The organism is Brenneria izbisi (assembly GCF_025840185.1).
Lineage (GTDB): Bacteria > Pseudomonadota > Gammaproteobacteria > Enterobacterales > Enterobacteriaceae > Brenneria > Brenneria izbisi.
The window spans coordinates 1-17,886 of sequence record NZ_JAMPJU010000020.1; the positions used below are offsets into that span (position 1 = coordinate 1).

The following is a 17,886-nucleotide window of genomic DNA, read 5'->3' on the forward strand; positions in this document are numbered from 1 at the left end:
GAATTGTTAAAGAGCAGTGCCACATTATCCCGTGGCGCGGGCCGCATATATTATTCATTTATGCTGTGAAGTCAAGTAATTATTCCCTGACTTCCCACTCGCCCCGCAACCGCGTAAGCCGCTGTCGCCGGGTCAGTGGTGGCGCATTATAGGCACTTATCCGCCAGCCGCAATAGGTATTTTGCATAAAACCTACCGTTTGCTGCATTCCACAGCAAAAGCCTTCTTTATACCCACTTTTACACAGACTTATCCACAACATGGATTCTGATTAAAATTAGACGAGCATCACGCAAACGTTTTCGCTACAATTCTCCCGCCCAAAAACCACCATCTTTTTGTGAACGCTAACTGAATTTTTTCTTTAATCTCGCAATAATCGCTCTCTATATGCGAAGAAGCGTAGAAAAAGACGATATTCACGTAACGTTCTTTAGTGACTACCCAAATTCAAGGGATAAAATCATCATGCAACAACGTCGTCCTATCCGCCGCGCTCTGCTCAGCGTTTCTGACAAAGCAGGTATTGTCGAGTTTGCCCAGGCGCTGTCCCAGCGTGGCGTCGAGCTCCTTTCAACCGGAGGCACCGCGCGTTTGCTAGCCGATGCGAATTTGCCGGTAATAGAGGTCTCTGATTACACCGGTTTTCCCGAAATGATGGATGGTCGAGTTAAAACGCTGCATCCGAAAGTGCACGGCGGCATTCTGGCACGTCGCGGTCAGGATGATGCGATTATGACGCAACACGACATCAAACCGATTGATATGGTGGTCGTAAATCTTTATCCCTTCGCCCAGACAGTGGCCCGCGAAAACTGTACGCTGGAAGATGCCGTCGAAAATATCGATATCGGCGGCCCAACCATGGTTCGTTCCGCCGCCAAGAACCATACAGATGTGGCTATCGTGGTCAAGAGCAGTGATTACCACACCATCATTAATGAAATTGACGCCAACGACGGCTCCCTGACGTATAAAACCCGTTTTGATCTAGCTATCAAAGCGTTCGAACATACCGCAGCTTACGACAGCATGATCGCCAATTATTTCGGCGCATTGGTTCCGGCCTACCATGGTGAGACAGATAAACCGTCAGGCCGTTTTCCGCGCACGCTGAACCTAAATTACATCAAGAAGCAAGACATGCGCTATGGTGAAAACAGCCATCAGCAGGCGGCTTTCTATATAGAAGAGAATGTGACTGAAGCCTCCGTCGCAACCTCTCAGCAATTACAGGGCAAGGCGTTGTCTTACAATAATATTGCCGACACCGACGCCGCGCTGGAATGTGTGAAAGCATTTACTGACGCAGCCTGTGTGATTGTGAAACATGCCAATCCATGCGGCGTCGCGACAGGCAGTTCAATCCTTGATGCTTATGAGCGCGCTTACAAAACCGATCCAACCTCAGCATTCGGCGGCATCATCGCGTTTAACCGCGAACTGGATGAAGAAACCGCGCAAGCCATCATCAGCCGCCAGTTTGTGGAAGTGATTATCGCCCCTTCAGCCAGTGAAGCGGCTTTAAAAGTCACCGCCGCCAAGCAAAATGTACGCGTTCTGACCTGTGGTGAATGGCAGCAACGTATTCCTAGTCTGGATTTCAAACGGGTGAACGGCGGATTGCTGGTACAGGATCGCGATCTGGGTATGGTGGACGCTTCTCAATTGCGCGTGGTGACTGAACGTCAGCCTAGCGAACAAGAATTACGCGATGCGCTGTTTTGCTGGAAAGTCGCCAAGTTCGTAAAATCCAATGCCATTGTCTACGCCCGCGACAACATGACCATCGGCATAGGCGCCGGCCAAATGAGCCGCGTTTATTCTGCGAAAATCGCCGCTATCAAAGCGGGCGATGAAGGTCTGGAAATCAAAGGTTCCGCGATGGCATCCGATGCTTTCTTCCCGTTCCGCGATGGCATTGATGCAGCGGCTGAGGTCGGCATTACCTGCGTGATCCAACCGGGTGGCTCCATCCGTGATGATGAAGTGATTGCTGCCGCCAACGAACACGGCATTGCCATGATCTTTACCGATATGCGCCATTTCCGCCATTAATTCTGGAGCTAACTGATATGAACATTTTAATTATTGGCAACGGCGGGCGCGAACATGCGCTGGCCTGGAAAGCCGCACAGTCGCCGCTGGCAGATAAAATCTATGTCGCGCCAGGCAACGCCGGCACTGCACTGGAACCATCATTGATTAATGTCGATATTGCTGCGACGGATATCCCAGCCTTGCTCGCTTTTGCGCAAGCAAACGACGTTGGTTTAACCATTGTGGGTCCTGAGGCTCCTTTGGTTATTGGCGTCGTCGATACATTTCGTGATGCCGGCCTGATGATTTTTGGTCCAACGCAAGCAGCAGCGCAATTAGAGGGTTCAAAAGCCTTTACCAAGGATTTTCTTGCCCGTCATCGCATCCCGACGGCTGAATATCAGAACTTTACCGAAGTCGAGCCAGCTTTGGCCTATGTGCGGACCAAAAGCGCGCCTATCGTGATCAAGGCGGACGGTTTGGCGGCGGGAAAAGGCGTCATCGTGGCGATGACGCTGCAAGAAGCCGAAACCGCGATTCAGGATATGCTGGCAGGTAACGCGTTCGGCGATGCCGGTCATCGTATTGTGGTGGAAGAGTTTCTGGACGGTGAGGAAGCCAGTTTCATCGTGATGGTTGACGGGAAAAATGTACTGCCGATGGCCACCAGTCAGGATCACAAGCGGGTGGGCGACAAAGATACCGGTCCAAATACCGGCGGTATGGGCGCTTATTCTCCCGCCCCGGTTGTGACCGACGATGTTCATCTGCGCGTAATGGAACAGGTCATTTGGCCGACGGTCAATGGCATGGCAGCCGAAGGCAACGTCTATACCGGTTTCCTCTATGCCGGTTTGATGATTTCCTCAGACGGTCAGCCCAAGGTGATTGAATTTAACTGTCGCTTTGGCGATCCAGAAACACAGCCAATTATGCTGCGCATGCAGTCAGATCTGATTGAATTGTGTCTGGCGGCCTGTGCGGGCAAACTGGATGAGAAAGACTCGCTCTGGGATGATCGTCCGTCGTTGGGTGTGGTGCTGGCCGCAGGCGGCTACCCTGGCGATTACCACACCGGCGACATCATTTCCGGTCTGCCGCAACAGGATGTAGAAGACGGAAAGGTCTTCCATGCCGGCACCAAGTTAAACGGCGAGGATGTGGTGACTAACGGTGGACGTGTTTTGTGTGTCACCGCACTGGGTGATACCGTTGCCGCGGCACAAAAACGCGCATACGAACTGGCGGCGAATATTCAATGGCAAGGCAGCTTTTGTCGGAAAGATATTGGTTATCGCGCCATTGAGCGAGAACAAGCCTGATAACAATGACAAGCCCGGAGACATCCGGGTTTTCATACCCCAAATCCGGGCGATAAAAACGCGGCATCATGACTTCGCTTCATCAGGCTCCCACTGGCATACGCTCTCTTCCGCCATCAGCAGTAGTTGAACACCTTCAGGACCTTCCAGCCATGCGATATTTAACGGCCCCTGTGCGCGTTGGTTTCGCTCGGCAATCCATGCGCGTGACGTGCTGTCAAAATCGGGTCGGACGCTTTTGCCATCACAGGTGGAGACCTGTCCATCCTGCCATTTTCCTTGCCTCAGAATAACGTTTCCCGCCCGCAGGACATCACTGAGTTCCAGTATTCGTTTCGCATCAAACTGATATCGTGCTATGTCATCATCTGAGATCAGTTCGCGCCGCTCGGCCAACTGACGTTGCATAAAGCTCACGGTGCCATCTTGCGCAAACCGTATACGAATTTCATCTTTCTGCGTTCCCTGATGGGTTTTCTGGATTTCCTGAATATTATCCTGCTGATACGAATAACGCGTAATGACAGTGTCCCCGCCCTGAAGCGGATTGTAGAGCGTCATCAGGGTGGTCGTGCGGTATTGAGCGTCGTCTTTACGCCAGAGACGTACAACGCCGCGATCGTCGAGATAGCCACTGGCAAAGGTCGAGGGTGGCGTGGTATGACTGCTACAGGCGACGATCACGGAGATTAACGCGCCAATCCATAGCGGACGTAACAAAAGCAAAAGGGGCGTCACCGCCCCTCTGCTTAAACGCTTAACCGGCATGATCTTACTTAACTGCGTCTTTCAGCGCTTTGCCTGCAACAAATGCTGGCACGTTGGCGGCGGCAATTTTGATTTCTTTACCAGTTTGTGGGTTGCGGCCAGTGCGCTCATTACGATGGTTGACTTTAAATGTACCAAAACCAACTAATTGTACTGCATCACCTTCTTTCAGAGACTCGGTAATTGCTGCCAGAGTTGACTCCAATGCCACTTTCGCTTGTGCTTTTGACAGATCAGCTTTGTCTGCAATTACATCAATCAGTTGAGTCTTATTCATAAGTTTTCCTTACAGTGTGTTTATCGCTTGCTAAGCATCGAGTGCGACGGATATGCAATAATAGCACTCTCCTGCATACACGCACCGACAGCCACTTTTTTTACGCCCCCCAATGTAGACCAGACAGGGTGCGGATGTGAAGCCTTAAGACACGCCATTTCAGGCCTTAAATCACGTTTTATTGCGTTCTTAGGATAAATTTACCCCAATATTACTGCTTCCGGCCTCACGCAGATCGGCGCGCAACCCCTTAATCAATTCGATATCACGCTCTTCGCAGGCTGCCAACAGGCGGAAAATTTCCCACTGGATGTCCCATTCATCTTCAATGGCAGACAATGCGTTCAGTTCTTCATCGGTCATTTCTTTACCCGCCTGCGTCATTTCAAGCATGGCGACAGTACGGATTGACGCTTCACTGATAGCAATGGCATGTTCCAGCGTTTCACCGCTTAACCGAGAGTGAACCAGTTCACCCAACGCGATACAAGCATCGATTGCCGGATAGACGCCATAGATATCATAGTCATCAGACGCCGGAATTGCCTCTTCCAGTTTTTCCAACTGGCTATCAAAATTGATCTTTACATCTTTAACCACCAGCGTTTCCCAAACGAGATCGAGAATACGGCGGTAAATCATTGCGTCACCGAATGCTGTCTGACGGCAGAACTCGTGATAATTGGGGTACATACGTTCGCAAAGACATGCCATAAACGTGACATGCTGCCAGCTTCCCAGCTTTTCCAAACGCAAATGAATGGGATTACGTAACATTTTTATACTCATTAACAGCTATGGGCGGCAGTGTACCTGAAATTACCATGACACCCTATGCCTGAATTCCTAAAGTTTCCATTAACGATTATTGTCGTTGCCAGCGTTGAAACGCGGGGCGGTTGGATGCCACCGCATCCGCCCAGCGCGTCGGTTCAGGTAAACGGTAACCGCGCGTACAACGTTGCACCCATTGCAGCGCGCTGTCCATCCCGACTCGATGTCCCGTCGCCACAAATAACGGATTACAGCGCGCTTTGCTACGCCATACCCAGCCGATCTGCTCGCCTTTATCCACCAGCGGCTGCCGACTGCCCACCTCGGTCGGCAAGGGATCAAAATGGCCGCACAGCCGCCGTTTCGCCACGCCAATCGTCGGCACATCGACCAACAACCCGAAATGGCTGGCGACGCCCAGCCGACGCGGATGCGAAATACCGTGTCCATCGACAAACATCAAGTCCGGCTTCTGTTCCAGCCTGTGCCAGACCGCCAATAATCCCGGACACTCTCGAAAGGAGAGGAAACCAGGGATATACGGCATCGTGGTGCTGATACGCGCAATTTTATACTCCACCAGTTCCAGAGACGGATATCGCATGATCGCAATAGCCGCGCGGGTTACCGCACCTTCCTGCTCAAACCCGACATCGGCCCCGGCGATAAACGCAGGTTGCTCAAACGGCATATCGTCATGACGAATAACCTCTGAGGCTCGGGCCAACTGTTCGGCCTTTAACTGTTGGGTATCAATCACCGTATCTCCTGCTGAGTTACTGATGATAAGGCCGGGATAACGCGTGTACCGCATCAACGAAAGCGCCGGCATGTTCCGGCGGCACATCCTGATGGATACCGTGTCCCAGATTGAAGACATGTCCGCTACCCTTACCGAATTCCGCCAGAATAGTCGCCACTTCCTGTTCGATTCTGGCGGGAGACGCGTACAACATGGACGGATCCATATTGCCTTGCAACGCTACCTTATCGCCTACCCGTCGCCGGGCATCGGCAATCTCGCTCGTCCAGTCCAGCCCGATCGCGTCGCACCCGGTTTCCGCTATCGCTTCCAGCCATTGACCGCCACCTTTGGTAAACAGGGTGACCGGAACGCGGCGGCCTTCGCTTTCACGCTGTAATCCATCGACTATCTTGTGCATGTAATGCAGAGAAAACTCGCGATAATCACGACCGCTCAACACGCCGCCCCAGGTATCAAAAACCATCACGGCTTGCGCGCCCGCCCGAATTTGGGCATTGAGATACAGGATGACGCTGTCGGCCAGCTTGTCTAACAGCAAATGCAATGTTTGCGGTTGTGCGAACAGCATTTTTTTAATGATGGTAAAAGCTTTACTGCTGCCGCCTTCAACCATATAGGTTGCCAGCGTCCAGGGGCTACCGGAAAAACCAATCAGCGGCACCGTTCCCGCAAGATGATGTCGAATGGTGCGTACCGCATTCATCACATAGCCCAGTTCCTGCTCAGGGTCGGGGATCGGCAATTTAACGACATCCGCGTGCCGGGTAAGCGGATACTGAAAACAGGGACCTTCTCCCGCTTCAAAATAGAGCCCCAGCCCCATGGCATCGGGAATGGTCAGGATATCTGAAAACAAAATGGCCGCATCAAGCGGATAACGCCGCAGGGGTTGCAACGTGACTTCACAAGCCAGATCCGCATTTTTACACAGCGACATAAAATCGCCGGCCTGCGCGCGGGTTGCTTTGTACTCTGGCAGATACCGCCCCGCCTGACGCATCATCCAAACGGGCGTCACGTCAACCGGCTGGCGCAATAACGCCCGCAAATAGCGATCGTTTTTCAGATCAGTCATGTCATTTTCCTTTAGGCATTATGGTGCTTTTCGTCGTCACTCATTATCCGGGTGAATGGTAACATGTTCGTCACCGCTCTCATGCCAGGCGCGGCACAATACGACCGTATCCTCGATAAGACGACGCGCCACCGTTCCAGGGGGCGGTAAAAGCGGTAACCGATCATATCGGAACCAGGCGGCATCACGTAGCTCTTTCGGATCGTGCTTAATCTCGCCGCCCGCATAGTCGGCCATGAATGCCATCATCAACGAATGAGGAAAAGGCCAGGGTTGAGAACTGATGTAACGTAGATTCTTGATTTTAACCTGACTTTCCTCCATCACCTCGCGCGCCGCCGTCTGCTCCAGCGTTTCGCCGACTTCGACAAAACCAGCCAGTACCGTGTACATGTTGCCGCGATGACGATTATGCTGTGCCAGCAGAATCTCGTCGCCGCGGCGGATCGCCACAATGATACAGGGCGCAATCTGCGGATAATACCGCTCCTTACAGTGGTGACACAGGCACGCCAGTTCCGTTTTGCTCCTGACCATTTCATGACCGCAGTAACCGCAGAAACGGTGGGAACGGTAAAACTCAGCCAGTTGCACGCCGCGCCCCGCCAGTTGGAATAAGCCCACGTCCTGATCGATAAGCTGACGGACGGAGGTCATCGCTTTCTCTTTGCTCAGACAAATCAACCACACCGGCAGGCCTTGCCATTCACCGATTTTGCGCCCGATCGCCCCTTGCAATGACCAGGACGATGCCCTTCCCTGCGGCAATTCGCCCTGAGGCAGCCAGATCTGACCTGCATCGCTGACCACCCACCAGCCAATCTCATCACCTTTTAACGTCTGTTCCATATCTTTTTATTGCTCCACTCTCACTTCACTGGCATTTTACATCTTGAGTGATGACATAAGTTTTAAAACTACATATTAGTTATTTCTTACCGTTAACGGAGTCCAACAATGCTAAATCAGTTACAAAGCCTGACTGAATACGTTGGCGGCAATAATGCGTTAATCGACCAGTGGCTACAAGCACGTAAGCAACTGCTGGTCGCGTACTATCATCTGGTTGGCATCAAACCCAATAAAGAGACACTCTCATGTCTGGATGAAGAGGCGCTAAATCATTTTTGTCACAATCTGGTGGATTATCTTTCCAGCGGTCATTTTCACGTCTATGAGAAGATATTGCATGAAGCGGCGGATCTCAGTAAACAGAAACTGGCCCGCCTGACACAGCTTGAGTTCGCGTTACAAAACAATACACAACGTATTATGGCATTCTACGACGACCATTTAGCCGCCATAATCGATCATGATAACTGCCTCGAATTTCAGCAGGCGCTCTCCTGCGTGGGCGAGGCGTTAGCTGAACGTTTTACGCAAGAAGACGCCATGATCCGCCTGATTTTCGATAAGTAATCTTGTTTTGGCTGACGAACCTATCAGATGACAATGCATCAAACAGGCGAGTTTTATCTCTGATCCGTTCAACACGTTTTGACATAGCTATGTCATCGTCATAAAGTGTTACTGTTTTTATCAGTCCGTTTAAGCGACGGGCTAATCTTGTCGGAGTGCCTAGGACGTTGTGATATCTTCCCGTTGGGAAGCTTTCAAACGACAGGCTGAGACCGTTAATTCGGGATCCGCGGAACCTGATCGGGTTAATACCTGCGAAGGGAACAAGAGTAATTTGTCTCATTGAGCCATCGGTAACGTTTGTACGCGTCCATCCACACGACTCATTATTACTCCCTCCGGCTCCAGACAAGCATTTTCTCCTTATGTCTTACAGGAACTTGCTATGTCTACAGAACCATTCTTATCAAAACCGTCTAAAACTGGCCGTCGTGAGCAACGCGCCGCCGCGCAGCAATTCATTGATACCTTGCAAGGCATGGTGTTCCCCAATTCGCAACGTATCTATCTGACCGGTTCACGCGAAGATATCCGGGTGCCAATGCGTGAAATCCAACTGAGTCCGACTCTGGTCGGCAGCGACAAGGATACGCCGCAATATGAACCTAACGAACCTATTCCGGTTTATGATACGGCAGGTCCTTACGGCGACCCGACGTCACAGCCTGATGTACGGGTTGGATTGGAAAAAATCAGAGCGAACTGGATCGCCGAGCGCAACGATACCGAAACGCTGGCTGGCGTCAGTTCCGATTTTACCCAACAGCGCCTCGCCGATGCCGGGCTGGACCATCTGCGCTTCGAGCACTTGCCGAGCCCGCGGCGCGCCAAAGCGGGAAAGTGCGTCACCCAATTGCATTACGCGCGGCACGGTATCATCACGCCGGAAATGGAGTTTATTGCGATCCGTGAAAACATGGGACGCGAACGAATTCGAGGCGAGGTACTGCGTCAGCAGCATCCGGGTCAAAGCTTTGGCGCGCATTTGCCGCAGAACATCACACCGGAATTTGTCCGCCAGGAAGTCGCCGCCGGACGCGCCATTATTCCCGCCAATATTAACCACCCTGAATCAGAACCAATGATTATTGGCCGTAACTTTCTGGTGAAGGTGAATGCCAATATTGGTAATTCCGCGGTGACCTCCTCCATTGAAGAAGAGGTGGAAAAACTGGTGTGGTCGACCCGCTGGGGCGCGGATACCGTGATGGATCTCTCTACTGGCCGCTATATCCACGAAACCCGCGAGTGGATCTTGCGCAACAGCCCGGTTCCAATTGGCACCGTTCCCATTTATCAGGCGCTGGAAAAAGTAAATGGCGTCGCGGAAAACCTCAACTGGGAAATGTTCCGCGATACATTGCTGGAACAGGCGGAACAGGGCGTCGATTACTTCACCATTCATGCCGGCGTGCTGTTGCGCTACGTTCCGATGACCGCCAAACGCCTGACCGGTATTGTGTCGCGCGGTGGCTCCATTATGGCGAAGTGGTGCCTGTCGCATCATACAGAGAGTTTCCTGTACCAGCATTTCCGCGAAATTTGTGAAATCTGCGCCGCTTATGACGTTGCGCTGTCACTGGGAGACGGCTTGCGCCCCGGTTCGATTCAGGATGCCAATGATGAGGCGCAATTCGCCGAACTGCATACGCTGGGCGAACTGACCAAAATCGCCTGGGAATACGATGTGCAGGTGATGATCGAAGGCCCCGGCCATGTGCCGATGCAGATGATCCGCCGCAACATGCTCGAAGAACTGGATCACTGCCACGAAGCGCCATTCTATACGCTTGGGCCGCTGACCACCGATATCGCGCCGGGTTACGATCATTTTACCTCTGGTATCGGCGCGGCGATGATAGGTTGGTTTGGCTGCGCCATGTTGTGTTACGTCACCCCGAAAGAACACCTTGGTTTACCCAACAAGGAAGACGTCAAACAAGGGCTGATCACCTACAAAATCGCCGCTCATGCCGCTGATCTGGCCAAAGGACATCCGGGCGCGCAAATCCGTGACAACGCCATGTCGAAAGCGCGTTTCGAATTCCGCTGGGAAGATCAGTTCAATCTGGCGCTGGATCCTGAAACCGCCCGCGCCTATCACGATGAAACCCTGCCGCAAGAGTCCGGTAAAGTCGCCCACTTCTGCTCCATGTGCGGCCCTAAATTCTGCTCAATGAAAATTTCGCAGGAAGTACGCGACTACGCCGCGAAGCAGGAAGCAGAAGCCAAACCCATTGAAGTCGGCATGGCGCAGATGTCCGCGGAATTTCGTTCCCGCGGCGGCGAGCTATACCACAGCGCCACCAGCCTGCAAGCGGAGGACAGCAAATGATCGTTCCTCAGACAACCACGCCGTTTGCGCCGACAGCGCAGCGGCTTGGCCTCTATCCAGTGGTGGACAGCGTGGCATGGATCGAACGCTTACTTGACGTCGGGGTAAAAACGATTCAATTACGGATTAAAGACCTGCCCGATGATCAAGTTGAACGTGATGTCATTCAGGCGATAGCGTTAGGGCGTCGTTATCAGGCGCGGCTGTTTATCAATGACTATTGGCGTCTGGCGATTCAGCATCAAGCCTATGGCGTCCATCTGGGGCAGGCGGATTTGGACGCTGCCGACCTGATCGCCATCAAACAGGCCGGGTTGCGACTCGGCCTTTCTACTCATGATGACCGCGAACTGGCGCGCGCAGCCGCCGTGAATCCTTCTTATATTGCACTGGGACACATTTTCCCGACCCAAACCAAAGCCATGCCATCATCTCCGCTGGGACTGACCGAACTGGCCCGGCACGTTGCCGGTCTGCAAGGGAGCTTTCCCACCGTCGCCATTGGCGGCATCAGCATTGATAACGTCCCGTCGGTATTGGCGACCGGCGTCGGCAGCATAGCCGTTGTCAGCGCCATCACCCAGGCGTCGGACTGGCGTCAGGCGACGGCGACACTACTCAACATGATCGAAGGACGGGAGAGATAAGATGCCTGGTGATCATAAGGTCCAGCCCGACAAGCTGAACGATCAGGAATTCCTGCGTTACAGCCGCCAACTGCTGCTGGAAGAGGTTGGCCCCGAAGGGCAGGAAAAGCTCAAATCCGCCAGCGTCTTGCTCGTCGGGCTGGGCGGGTTAGGCGCGCCGGCGTCCTTGTATCTGGCCGCCGCCGGTGTCGGCACGTTGTTGTTGGCAGACCATGACAAGCTGCATATCAGTAACCTGCAAAGACAGATCCTTTATCGCACCCGCGATACCGATAAACCCAAAGCGATTCTGGCACAACGACAATTGCAGGCATTGAATCCTCAAACGGAATGTATCGCGCTGATGGAAAGATTGGCTGACGCCCCGCTGCATGACGCGATCGGCAAAGCCGATCTGGTTCTGGATTGCAGCGACAATATGGCAACCCGTCATGCTGTTAACGCCGCCTGCATCAAAGCCCGAAAACCGTTAATCAGCGGTAGCGCCGTTGGCTTCAGCGGACAGCTACTGGTTCTGACGCCACCCTATCAACACGGTTGTTATGCCTGCCTGTATCCCGATGCCGCCGAAGCGCAACGAAACTGCCGCACTGCTGGCGTGCTTGGCCCAGTGGTCGGCGTCATGGGTATTTTGCAAGCGCTGGAAGCGATCAAATTACTGGTTGGTCTGCCCTCGCCGCTTAGCGGCAAACTACGACTGTTTGATGGTAAACAACAAAACTGGCATACCCTTCAGTTAACCCGCGTTCCTGATTGTCCGATATGCGGGGAGCCAGTATGAACGTTACGCTGAACGACCAGATGATCGAACTGGATGAGGCGCTAACCATCGAAGCGCTCCTTACGCAGATAAACCGACTACAACCAGGTACGGCGCTGGCCGTCAACCAAACCATTATCCCGCGCAGCGCCTGGGCTCAGCATCAGGTGCAGGCTGGTGATGATATTTTGCTTTTTCAGGCAATCGCGGGAGGATGACATGCTGCATATTGCCAATACCACGTTCACATCCCGGCTGCTCACTGGCACCGGAAAATTTGCCGCATCAGACCTGATGCTGACCGCGTTACAGGCGTCGGGTTCGCAGTTGGTGACCATGGCAATGAAACGCGTTGATTTAAAAAGCGGAAATGACGGCATTCTCGCACCGCTACGACAACTCGACATCAAACTGTTGCCGAATACCTCCGGGGCAAAAACGGCTGATGAAGCCATCTTTGCAGCCCGGCTCGCTCGTGAGGCGTTGGGCACCCATTGGGTGAAGCTGGAAATCCACCCGGATATGAAGTACCTGCTTCCCGACCCGATCGAAACCCTGAAAGCCGCTGAACAGTTGGTCAAAGAGGGGTTTGTGGTGTTGCCCTACTGCGGCGCCGACCCGGTGCTGTGTAAACGGCTGGAAGAAGCAGGATGTGCCGCCGTGATGCCGCTGGGCGCGCCAATAGGCTCCAATCAGGGGCTGCAAACCCGTGATTTTCTGCGCATCATCATCGAACAGGCCCGTGTCCCGGTGGTGGTGGATGCCGGCATCGGCGCCCCTAGTCATGCCGCCGAAGCGCTGGAAATGGGCGCGGACGCGGTATTGGTCAATACCGCCATTGCCATCGCCCGCGATCCGGTCAGTATGGCGAAAGCGTTTAAAATGGCAGTGGAAGCCGGGGCGCTGGCTTACCAGGCCGGGCTGGGCGATAAACAGTTCGCTGCTAACGCCACCAGCCCTTTAACCGGATTTCTGCGCCAGCAGACAGAAGAGGTAAAATCATGAACCATGATTTTCAGCATATCTGGCAACAACTCGACTGGGACGATCTCACGCTACGCATCAACAGCAAAACCTCACGCGATGTTGAACATGCGCTTGACGCACAGCGGCTGACGCGCGAAGACTTTATGGCGCTGCTTTCCCCCGCCGCCAGTCGTTATCTGGAAGCGTTGGCGCAACGCGCACAGCAATTGACCCGCCAACGATTTGGTAACACGGTCAGCTTCTACGTACCGCTCTATCTCTCCAACCTGTGTTCGAATGACTGCACTTATTGCGGCTTTTCGATGAGTAATCGCATCAAACGGAAAACGCTGGATGAAGCGGAGATCCTGCGCGAGTGCGCCGCGATCAAGGAGATGGGATTCGATCATCTGCTACTGGTTACTGGTGAACATCAGCGCAAGGTGGGGATGGATTATTTTCGCCGCGTTTTCCCACTTATTCGCCCACTCTTCAGTTCACTGATGATTGAAGTCCAGCCGCTGTCGCAGCAAGAGTATGCCGAATTGAAAACGCTGGGATTGGATGGCGTGATGGTTTATCAGGAAACCTATCATCCGGCGACCTATCAGTTACATCACCTGAAAGGTCAAAAACAGGATTTTCACTGGCGGCTCGCGACACCGGATCGCCTGGGACGCGCGGGGATCGACAAGATCGGCTTGGGGGCGCTAATCGGTCTGTCCGATAGTTGGCGAACGGACTGCTATATGGTGGCCGAACATCTGCTGCACTTGCAGCAAACTTACTGGCAGAGCCGCTATTCCATCTCATTCCCACGTTTGCGTCCTTGCGCTGGTGGTATTGAACCCGCCTCAATAATGGATGAAGCGCAGCTAATGCAGGTTATTTGTGCTTTCAGACTGCTGTCGCCGGATATTGAGCTATCTCTCTCGACCCGCGAATCATCCTTTTTCCGCGATCACGCCATTCCTATTGCAATCAATAACGTCAGCGCCTTCTCTAAAACCCAGCCAGGTGGTTATGCGGATGATCATCCTGAACTGGAGCAGTTTATCCCGCATGATGATCGCCGCCCGGAGGAAGTGGCGCAGGCAATTATCCGGGCAGGATTACAGCCAGTCTGGAAAGATTGGGATGGATATCTGGGAAGACGTTCGCAATAAAAGGTGAAAATACCACGATGGAGGTATCTCTCTGGATACCTCCTCGCAGAACAGATGATTGCCGCTCGTCGGGTGAACCGTCAGGTATTACAGTGCGGCGTGTTGGCGCAGCCCGCTAGCTGTCGAGCGTTGCCGACCAGAACCATCGCTATCAAGATGGTTCTGCTTCTCAATCAAGTCGATACCGGTTTTATATCCTTACCGGTATCGGCCCTTCCCCGTACCAGCCTCCTAAAGCGCATACAGTTTTATTCCAGCGTCATCAAACCTCGCGCAACGCCATCGCCGGACTCGTATTCAGCAAGCAATTTCTCCACGGCATCACCCACAATACGTAACCCTTGCTGCGTTTCTTGCGTAAACGGCAATGCGTAATTGAGCCGAATGCAGTTACGATATTTACCGGCCGCGGAAAACAACGATCCCGCCGCTATCTGAATTCCTGCCAGTTTCACTGCACGATTAAGACGGAGTGAATCAAAATATTCCGGCAATTCAATCCACATTAGAAATCCGCCCTGCGGACGGCTAACGCAGATCCCATTAGGAAAATACTCTCTCACATGGCAGGTAAATACTCCCAGGTTCGCTTTGTATTGTGCGCGCATGCGCCGCAGATGGGGCTGATAGTGTCCCTGCGCGATAAACTCGGCAACCGCCAGTTGGGTATGAGAAACCGTATAGCCAGTGCTGATGTACTTCATGTGCAACACTCGCTCCAGATACCGTCCCGGCGCTATCCAGCCGACGCGCAAACCCGGCGCAATGGTTTTAGAAAAAGAACTGCACAGCAGTACCCGACCATCATCATCGAATGACTTGACGGTGCGCGGACGTGGATAGTCATAGGCAAGCTCGCCATAAGCATCATCTTCAATAATCGCCAGTTCAAATTGCTGCGCCAGCGTAACCAATGCCTGTTTATACTCATCAGGCATACAGAAACCCAGTGGGTTATTGCAGGTCGGCACCAGCAGCAATACCTTGACCGACCATTGCTCCAGCGCCAGCCTGAGTGCATCCAGACTGATCCCGGTAATTGCGCAGGTTGGGATCTCTATCACTTTGATCCCCAGGCCGCGCAGCAATTGCAACGTGCCGGGAAACGTCGGCGACTCAACGGCAACGATATCTCCGGGTGCGCAAATCGCTCGCACCGCGACAAACAGCGCTTCCTGACAGCCCGTTGTAATAACGATCTCGTCTTTGGTCAGTTGACAGCCGCTGTCTAACGCCAGACGTGCAATCTGTTCGCGTAGCTCATGAACGCCATACATATCGCCATAGTTCAGCACTCGTTCATCCTGACGCTGACAAAAACGACTCATGGTTTTCCACAGAGGCTTAACGGATGACTGATGAATATCTGGCGAGCCGCCGCCAAAGTTGAAGATTCGGTTATCCGGGCAAGAGTTAAACAATTCCAGCACCGATTCCCACTGAGTGACCTCAACCGGACGCTGAACCGGACGGGTCAATTCAGGCATCGGCAGCGTGGCTTTGCGCGGCGCAACGAAATAGCCAGAACGAGGTTGCGGCATAATAAGCCGGCGCGTTTCCAGCACATGATAGGCTTGCTGTACCGTACTGATACTGACGCCATGCTCCGAACTCAACGCTCGAACAGATGGCAGACGTTCACCGCTACGGTACAAACCCTGTTCGATGCGTTGCTCCAGCAGCGTGGCAAGATGTTGATAACGCGTCATCAGTATCACTCCCCACAGTAAAAAACAGTAATGACCAGTACAGATAAGACAAAAAAACGCCATTCAGATGCAATATCACACAATCTGTGTGTTAAAAAAAACCATTTTCTGCATCTGTATCGAACCTGGTGTTCCCCGCATTATAACGTTCAGGCAACGGGCAAAGGGGAAAAAGTATGGGATTTCACCAGCAACGATTACAACAACTATGCAGCCAATCACGATTCCGACGCATAATTATGCTGCCTTATCACCAATGGAAAGCATGGCGGATGAGAAATCAAACACGGAAGATCCTGCAAAGCATGAACGACGACCAGCTGAGGGATATTGGTCTGACGCGTAACGATATCGATCGTTTATAGTTAAGCAGAGAAAAGCAATGAAGCGGCTGATACAGGACAGCACGTCTCGTATCAGCCGAGGTGGAAAGAGAATTAATCGGTATGCTGAGGCTTCATGCGCGACCCGACAATCGCCGACAGCAGGCAGCCTAACGCCAGATAAGCCGCAACCGCATGCCATGAACCATCCATGAACTCCACTAGCAAAACCGCGATAAACGGTGTGAAACCACCGCCCACTACGCTGGCGACCTGATACCCCACCCCAGCGCCGCTATAACGATACGCCGCGCCAAACAACTCGGTAAACATCGGTTGCTGAACGCTGACGATCATATCGTGGGCGACATTGGCGAGCATAATCGCAAAAAACAGGATCCACAGGCTGGAGTGCGCTTCCAAGGCCATAAAGAAAGGCAGCGCGCTGGCCGCGCCAATCAGCGCGCCGGTAACATAAATCCTGCGCCGCCCGAAGTTGTCGGCAAGGCGGGCAAAGAGGGGAATGGTAAAACAGCTGATGCCGCCGACCAATAAACCAATATTGAGAAACAACTCTCGCGACATCCCCAGATTGGTGGTCGAGTAATTGAGTGCAAATGCCGTGACGATATACATCGTTAATAGCTCACCCAAACGCAGAGCGATGATCAACAAAAATGCTTTCGGATGCTTGCGCAATGCTTCAATAATCGGAAACGAACGAATTTTATCAGTTCTTTCCTGTAATTTTTTGTTGGCCTCGAACTCCTGAGATTCGTCCATCCCGGAGCGGATCCACCAGGCGACCGCGACCAGCACCACGCTGAATAAAAACGGCAGACGCCAGCCCCAACTCATAAAATCCGCGTTTGTCGTATAATTGCTGACCAACGCAATGGAACCCGTTGCCAATAACAACCCCACGCCATAGCCAACCTGCACGCCGCTGCTGTAAAACGCTTTTTTCTTTTTGGGCGCGTTTTCTACCGCTAACAACGCTGCGCCGCCCCACTCGCCTCCGACCGCAAAGCCCTGGATGGCACGCAATGTCACCAGCAACACTGGCGCCCACCAGCCAATGGCGTCAAATGAAGGCAACAAACCAATCAAAGCAGTAGAGATCCCCATCATCCAGACGGTGATCATCAACATACGTTTGCGGCCCAGCTTATCGCCAAAGTGTCCAAACACCATTCCCCCCAATGGGCGGAACAAAAAACCGACGCCGAAGGTGCCAAAGGCAGCCAGCGTTCCCATGGTCGGGCTGATCTGCGGGAAAAATTCAGTATTAAATACAAGTGCGGCAACTATTCCGTACAGCAGGAAGTCGTACCAGTCAACGACCGCGCCAATAAAACTTCCCCACGCCGCGCGGCGGGCTCGGCTTTGAGAATGGCTTGTTGACTGAGCTTGCGGTGTGGCATCACTGCTGACAGAGGCGTCGTTATTGATTGATAACGCATTATTATTCTGTACAAGCGCTGGTGTTGTTGAGGTGTTCATGTCTATCCCGTTCTTTTTACTTTACACTACTGTACA

Annotated in this window: 18 protein-coding genes and 1 riboswitch; of the genes, 10 read left to right on the top strand and 8 right to left on the bottom strand. The window is 52.8% G+C overall.

The features are described from left to right. Positions 1–468: 468 nt before the first annotated feature. Complete coding sequence (gene purH / locus NC856_RS16840) at positions 469–2,058, top strand: bifunctional phosphoribosylaminoimidazolecarboxamide formyltransferase/IMP cyclohydrolase (RefSeq protein WP_264091606.1); 1,590 nt, start codon at positions 469–471, stop codon at positions 2,056–2,058. A gap of 17 nt (positions 2,059–2,075) precedes the next feature. Then, entirely contained in the window at positions 2,076–3,362 is a 1,287-nt protein-coding gene (gene purD / locus NC856_RS16845; RefSeq protein ID WP_264091607.1) for a phosphoribosylamine--glycine ligase, read from the top strand. Between the two features lie 66 nt (positions 3,363–3,428). Here the strand turns inward: purD and NC856_RS16850 are convergent, their stop codons facing one another. The 6 genes from NC856_RS16850 to nudC all read right to left on the bottom strand — a co-directional run bounded on the left by NC856_RS16850 (position 3,429) and on the right by nudC (position 7,871). Then, on the bottom strand, positions 3,429–4,130 hold the full coding sequence (locus NC856_RS16850) for a DUF1481 domain-containing protein (RefSeq protein WP_264091608.1): 702 nt from the start codon (positions 4,128–4,130) through the stop codon (positions 3,429–3,431). Positions 4,131–4,134: 4 nt separating this feature from the next. After that, positions 4,135–4,407, bottom strand: a complete 273-nt coding sequence (gene hupA / locus NC856_RS16855; protein ID WP_109491429.1) for a nucleoid-associated protein HU-alpha — start codon at positions 4,405–4,407, stop codon at positions 4,135–4,137. A 189-nt stretch (positions 4,408–4,596) separates the two neighbouring features. Next, on the bottom strand, positions 4,597–5,184 hold the full coding sequence (locus NC856_RS16860; protein ID WP_264091609.1) for a YjaG family protein: 588 nt from the start codon (positions 5,182–5,184) through the stop codon (positions 4,597–4,599). Between the two features lie 88 nt (positions 5,185–5,272). Beyond that, positions 5,273–5,941: a deoxyribonuclease V gene (gene nfi, locus NC856_RS16865; RefSeq protein ID WP_264091610.1), complete on the bottom strand. Its 669-nt coding sequence runs from the start codon at positions 5,939–5,941 to the stop codon at positions 5,273–5,275. A 16-nt stretch (positions 5,942–5,957) separates the two neighbouring features. Further along, complete coding sequence (hemE, locus tag NC856_RS16870) at positions 5,958–7,022, bottom strand: uroporphyrinogen decarboxylase (protein ID WP_264091611.1); 1,065 nt, start codon at positions 7,020–7,022, stop codon at positions 5,958–5,960. A gap of 36 nt (positions 7,023–7,058) precedes the next feature. Then, positions 7,059–7,871, bottom strand: a complete 813-nt coding sequence (gene nudC, locus NC856_RS16875) for an NAD(+) diphosphatase (protein WP_264091612.1) — start codon at positions 7,869–7,871, stop codon at positions 7,059–7,061. A 108-nt stretch (positions 7,872–7,979) separates the two neighbouring features. On the opposite strand from nudC, the gene rsd reads away from it, so the two are divergent. The 7 genes from rsd to thiH all read left to right on the top strand — a co-directional run bounded on the left by rsd (position 7,980) and on the right by thiH (position 14,315). Then, on the top strand, positions 7,980–8,441 hold the full coding sequence (gene rsd, locus NC856_RS16880; RefSeq protein WP_264091613.1) for a sigma D regulator: 462 nt from the start codon (positions 7,980–7,982) through the stop codon (positions 8,439–8,441). A 141-nt stretch (positions 8,442–8,582) separates the two neighbouring features. Further along, a riboswitch (TPP riboswitch) is annotated at positions 8,583–8,721 on the top strand. Between the two features lie 105 nt (positions 8,722–8,826). After that, positions 8,827–10,776: a phosphomethylpyrimidine synthase ThiC gene (gene thiC, locus NC856_RS16885; RefSeq protein ID WP_318841742.1), complete on the top strand. Its 1,950-nt coding sequence runs from the start codon at positions 8,827–8,829 to the stop codon at positions 10,774–10,776. Beyond that, positions 10,773–11,423: a thiamine phosphate synthase gene (gene thiE, locus NC856_RS16890; RefSeq protein WP_264091614.1), complete on the top strand. Its 651-nt coding sequence runs from the start codon at positions 10,773–10,775 to the stop codon at positions 11,421–11,423. The genes thiC and thiE overlap by 4 nt, the downstream gene beginning before the upstream one ends. Before the next feature lies 1 nt (position 11,424). Beyond that, positions 11,425–12,204 (top strand): HesA/MoeB/ThiF family protein, encoded by a 780-nt coding sequence (locus tag NC856_RS16895; RefSeq protein ID WP_264091615.1) that lies wholly within the window; start codon positions 11,425–11,427, stop codon positions 12,202–12,204. Beyond that, positions 12,201–12,401 (top strand): sulfur carrier protein ThiS, encoded by a 201-nt coding sequence (gene thiS, locus NC856_RS16900; RefSeq protein WP_264091616.1) that lies wholly within the window; start codon positions 12,201–12,203, stop codon positions 12,399–12,401. Before NC856_RS16895 ends, thiS begins: the two co-directional genes overlap by 4 nt. A 1-nt stretch (position 12,402) precedes the next feature. After that, the gene (locus NC856_RS16905; RefSeq protein ID WP_264091617.1) at positions 12,403–13,188 is read left to right on the top strand and encodes a thiazole synthase; all 786 of its coding nucleotides are present in this window, start codon (positions 12,403–12,405) and stop codon (positions 13,186–13,188) included. Beyond that, positions 13,185–14,315 carry a 2-iminoacetate synthase ThiH gene (thiH, locus tag NC856_RS16910; RefSeq protein WP_264091618.1) on the top strand — a complete coding sequence of 377 codons (1,131 nt, stop codon included), beginning with the start codon at positions 13,185–13,187 and terminating at the stop codon, positions 14,313–14,315. Before NC856_RS16905 ends, thiH begins: the two co-directional genes overlap by 4 nt. Before the next feature lie 248 nt (positions 14,316–14,563). Here thiH and NC856_RS16915 read toward each other — a convergent pair whose 3' ends face one another. Continuing rightward, positions 14,564–16,024 (bottom strand): aminotransferase-like domain-containing protein, encoded by a 1,461-nt coding sequence (locus tag NC856_RS16915; protein WP_264091619.1) that lies wholly within the window; start codon positions 16,022–16,024, stop codon positions 14,564–14,566. Between the two features lie 239 nt (positions 16,025–16,263). Here NC856_RS16915 and NC856_RS16920 point away from each other — a divergent pair, with 239 nt between their 5' ends. Continuing rightward, positions 16,264–16,389, top strand: a complete 126-nt coding sequence (locus tag NC856_RS16920; RefSeq protein WP_264091627.1) for a DUF1127 domain-containing protein — start codon at positions 16,264–16,266, stop codon at positions 16,387–16,389. A gap of 72 nt (positions 16,390–16,461) precedes the next feature. On the opposite strand, the gene shiA is transcribed toward NC856_RS16920, so the two are convergent. Beyond that, positions 16,462–17,850 (bottom strand): shikimate transporter, encoded by a 1,389-nt coding sequence (gene shiA, locus NC856_RS16925; protein WP_264091620.1) that lies wholly within the window; start codon positions 17,848–17,850, stop codon positions 16,462–16,464. Positions 17,851–17,886 lie beyond the last annotated feature (36 nt).